This is a genomic window from Arsenophonus sp. ENCA, from assembly GCF_002287155.1.
Classification (GTDB): domain Bacteria; phylum Pseudomonadota; class Gammaproteobacteria; order Enterobacterales; family Enterobacteriaceae; genus Arsenophonus; species Arsenophonus nilaparvatae.
This window is the reverse complement of record NZ_NHNG01000584.1, coordinates 1-3,704: the sequence shown is the minus strand read 5'-3', so window position 1 is coordinate 3,704 and position 3,704 is coordinate 1. Positions and strand designations below refer to the sequence as shown.

The 3,704-nt window shown below is 37.8% G+C and carries 4 protein-coding genes; all 4 read right to left on the bottom strand.

The features are described 5' to 3' along the window. Positions 1–627: 627 nt before the first annotated feature. Complete coding sequence (locus tag CBG25_RS15260) at positions 628–933, bottom strand: hypothetical protein (RefSeq protein ID WP_290607708.1); 306 nt, start codon at positions 931–933, stop codon at positions 628–630. Then, on the bottom strand, positions 926–1,576 hold the full coding sequence (locus CBG25_RS15255; RefSeq protein WP_290607706.1) for an AAA family ATPase: 651 nt from the start codon (positions 1,574–1,576) through the stop codon (positions 926–928). Before CBG25_RS15255 ends, CBG25_RS15260 begins: the two co-directional genes overlap by 8 nt. A 619-nt stretch (positions 1,577–2,195) precedes the next feature. Further along, positions 2,196–2,411 (bottom strand): hypothetical protein, encoded by a 216-nt coding sequence (locus CBG25_RS15250; RefSeq protein WP_290607704.1) that lies wholly within the window; start codon positions 2,409–2,411, stop codon positions 2,196–2,198. Between the two features lie 227 nt (positions 2,412–2,638). After that, the gene (locus CBG25_RS15245; protein ID WP_290607702.1) at positions 2,639–2,911 is read right to left on the bottom strand and encodes an HU family DNA-binding protein; all 273 of its coding nucleotides are present in this window, start codon (positions 2,909–2,911) and stop codon (positions 2,639–2,641) included. Positions 2,912–3,704: the final 793 nt, after the last annotated feature.

Genomic DNA, 3,704 nt, shown 5'->3' with positions numbered 1-3,704 from the left:
ACATTTTCCAGCCTCAGCCAAGCACTGCTCAATACGGACCCTTTTAAATGTATTCTGTGTGGCGGGAAAATGGTCTATCAGCGGGTCTTGTATGGGCTGGTAACAAAGGATCTGGTTGCTAACGCAGTGGAAATAGCGCGAATGCGTTACGTGATGTAATGCAGGGAAGATCTGCCTGAATTCAGCAAATTCGTTCAAAAATCAGTCGATTAGCCAACAAATAATGATCTCACTCCCTCTTGTGCTGAAAAAAACAGCAAATCTTACCGACTGTGATCCCTATTTCATACGGCCTCAGGATCTTTGAAATTCCTAGGCGTCAAGAAAGGCCAGAGAAATGACAGCTCGAAGAGCTGTTTGCTATCCATCTCCCACCTAATGCTAAAAGCTCGTTTTACTCGCAATTAACATTCAGGAAGGAGAATTCCGCAAATTTAGTTAAATCACGCTGCCAGCATTCAAAAATCGACTTTACATAAAATGCTCAACAATCTTTTTCTACATAGTCTCATAAACGCACCATATGAATTCTGGTGCGTTTTTTATTTTCGGGAATACAAACAGGATAAATATTATATTTATAATAACCATTTAATATAGGGATATTTTAATTATAAAAACTATGTTTTAATCAATATTTAACAGTTTCTTAGCAGACAGCAGAGCATTACTTCTTACATAAGTTGCAACTGGAAGACCTGAGTTTTTTGCTGCTTTTTTCAAAAGTTCAAACTCACTTGCATTCAATGGAACTTCAAGCACCTTACCGCCAAGTAATATTTTCTTGCCAGTATTCTTATCAACCATATACTTGCCACGTCTTTCATTTGAGGACTCAAACGAATCATAACCATCTACTTTTGCATCATTTATAAATTTATCAATGTTATTATTTTTTTGTTTCACAACAGTTGAGAAATCACCTTTAGCCATTTTTAATATCCTCAAATAACTCTGTAAAAAGATTTCTGGCATCATTAGCCGCTTTTTTGTCTTCCGTATATTCCAAAACAGAGCATCCAGACTCTTCCGCATCATCCCAAGCGTTTAAATTTCTCGTGAAACTGTCTAAAGGATTTAAACGTAGTTGTGACAACAGTTTCTTAGCGTTTTCTATTCGATATTTTTGATTTGGATGAGTGGGGGCTTGAGTTATAACAGATGAAACTTTCAGTTTGGCGTTTAATGCTTTGGCTGTTTCGACTATTTCAGCCATATCATGCGCAATTCTTAAATCCCTTCTTTTAGGACGAAAAGGCAAAAGAGCAACATCACTTGTTGCTAATGAAGATCTCATTGCTTTTGAGTCAGCACCTCCACAATCGACGACTAAGTAGTCGAAGCGCTCGCTTAATTGAATTAATGACTCACAGATATTTCCAGACATTTCAACAAAAGGAATTGCATTTAATTTTGATTTTTGCCTTTCGCTTGCCCAGTCAGATGTTGATTTTTGTGGATCAGCATCAATCAGTAACACAGATTTTTTGTGTTGAACTAAATAGACAGATAAAGACTGAGCTATGCTTGATTTGCCTGTACCGCCTTTTTCATTACATACTGTTATTATAGGCATATATCACCATGTTATATAATCATAATATATATATTATATAGGGATACTTAATATATTAAAAATGCTAATTTTATTAGCAGTATCATAAAGCACCCGTAATAGGGCTGGTTTTATGAAAATAATTATAAAACCAATAAATTATACATATTATATCCCTATATTATAGGTGTTTAAGGCTAATGTTTGATAATAAAGTAATGAATTTGTTATGAGTCAATTTTGATAATCAAAACTAAAAAAGTTTCACCTCGACAGATTAGCCCACTTTTGCGGTTGGTTTTTTCTTTCTGAAACCCAAAAACCAAAAAATCCACCAAACTCATTATGAGAGGCTATAATTTTTTTGCTGTAAGAATTACGTTTTTATCAAGAAAAGCGCTTAGAATGGATTACAGGAGCTTTTAAAGGGTATTCTGACCCTTATTTCTGTCTTCCTTTAGCACTTCGATGAAGACTTGACGCCTAGGAATTTCAAAGATCCTGAGGCCGTATGAAATAGGGATCACAGTCGGTAAGATTTGCTGTTTTTTTCAGCACAAGAGGGAGTGAGATCATTATTTGTTGGCTAATCGACTGATTTTTGAACGAATTTGCTGAATTCAGGCAGATCTTCCCTGCATTACATCACGTAACGCATTCGCGCTATTTCCACTGCGTTAGCAACCAGATCCTTTGTTACCAGCCCATACAAGACCCGCTGATAGACCATTTTCCCGCCACACAGAATACATTTAAAAGGGTCCGTATTGAGCAGTGCTTGGCTGAGGCTGGAAAATGTCACTACTTTTACAGGTTTTTTCTCTTCCTGAGCCAGTGCCTTTTTCACCTTCAGCAATAATGTTCCTCGAATTCGTCATTTTTGGGGAGGTCTTGTTTGAGGATATACTTGTTGACAAAAAAATCCGGCTCAATGCCTAAACGTCTTGAGGTTTCAAATCCGCGTTTAACCCAATCCAGCGGCAAAAAGTGTTCGTGGGCTAGTTCCTCAGCTCAATGCCAGTCAAACTGTTTGATTTCGTCTTCGCGCAGAATCCGAATTGACTTTGCGTTGTAGGTCATTTGTTACTTAACTGCCTCTTTGAGGCTTTGACCTGCTTTAAAACTCGGTACGTTTGCAGCAGCAATTTTAAGTGTCTCGCCCGTTTTTGGGTGACGAGCTTCTCTCGCTGCCCGTTGCTTAACCTGAAAGCTCCCAAAGCCAATAAGCTGTACGCTGTTATCGGATTTCAAGGATTCTATAACCGTTTCGATGAAAGCATTAACCGCCTTCTCAGCATCCTTTTTGCTTAAGCCTGATTTCTCTGCAACTTTACTAATGAGTTCTGGTTTATTCATGGTATGCCTGAATTAATAGATTATGTTAATTTTTGTGATGCTAGCTGTAGTAACTGGATAGTGCAACACTTTATGCCTAGATAACATTAATTATTATTTTTCTAATTTAGGGAGCCACTTTTAAAGTAATAATACCTGCAATAATCATCATTAGTCCTAGGTATCTGTATAGCCAAGATGGTCGCCTCCGGCGACGACTTGTCACCGTCTTCCAGTTCTAAGAAATCCATCAACATCAAAACTGCCTATATCGCATTCTAAGCCAATAAAATTAAAAAGTTCTACCATTGCATTACCTAATAGCAGTTCTCTTCATACAGATCGATACAGGACGCTTAAGGGATATTTTGAGAGGAGGTTGAGTATATATTCCTATTTTAACCTTAAAAATGCCCACATTGGTTAATCTTTAACCGTTTTGGGTATTAATTTCTTATACATCAAGCGTGAAAACGAAGTGCTTCATTGGGTGAGTGCGGGCAAAACGTATTGGGAAATCTCTGTGATTTTCGAGTGACCGTGCTCTCTGTAATTTCCGGCTATATTCCACTTCCTCGCCCGTTCGCTCGCGTTGCTCGGTCACTTGGCTGCGGCGAGCGGGGGCGGTTAAATTTTAAAAAGATTTTTTGATTTTTTTATAAAATCGTTTTTTTCCTTAACCCCGTCCGCTCACCGGAGGAGAACGTTGAGGCGGAAGTTAGTTTGTTGCTACTGAGTTGTTTGATACTTCCAAAACAACAAGAAGAACTAAGAATAGAAACCGCTAAAATTTCTTTAAAATCAATGACCATAT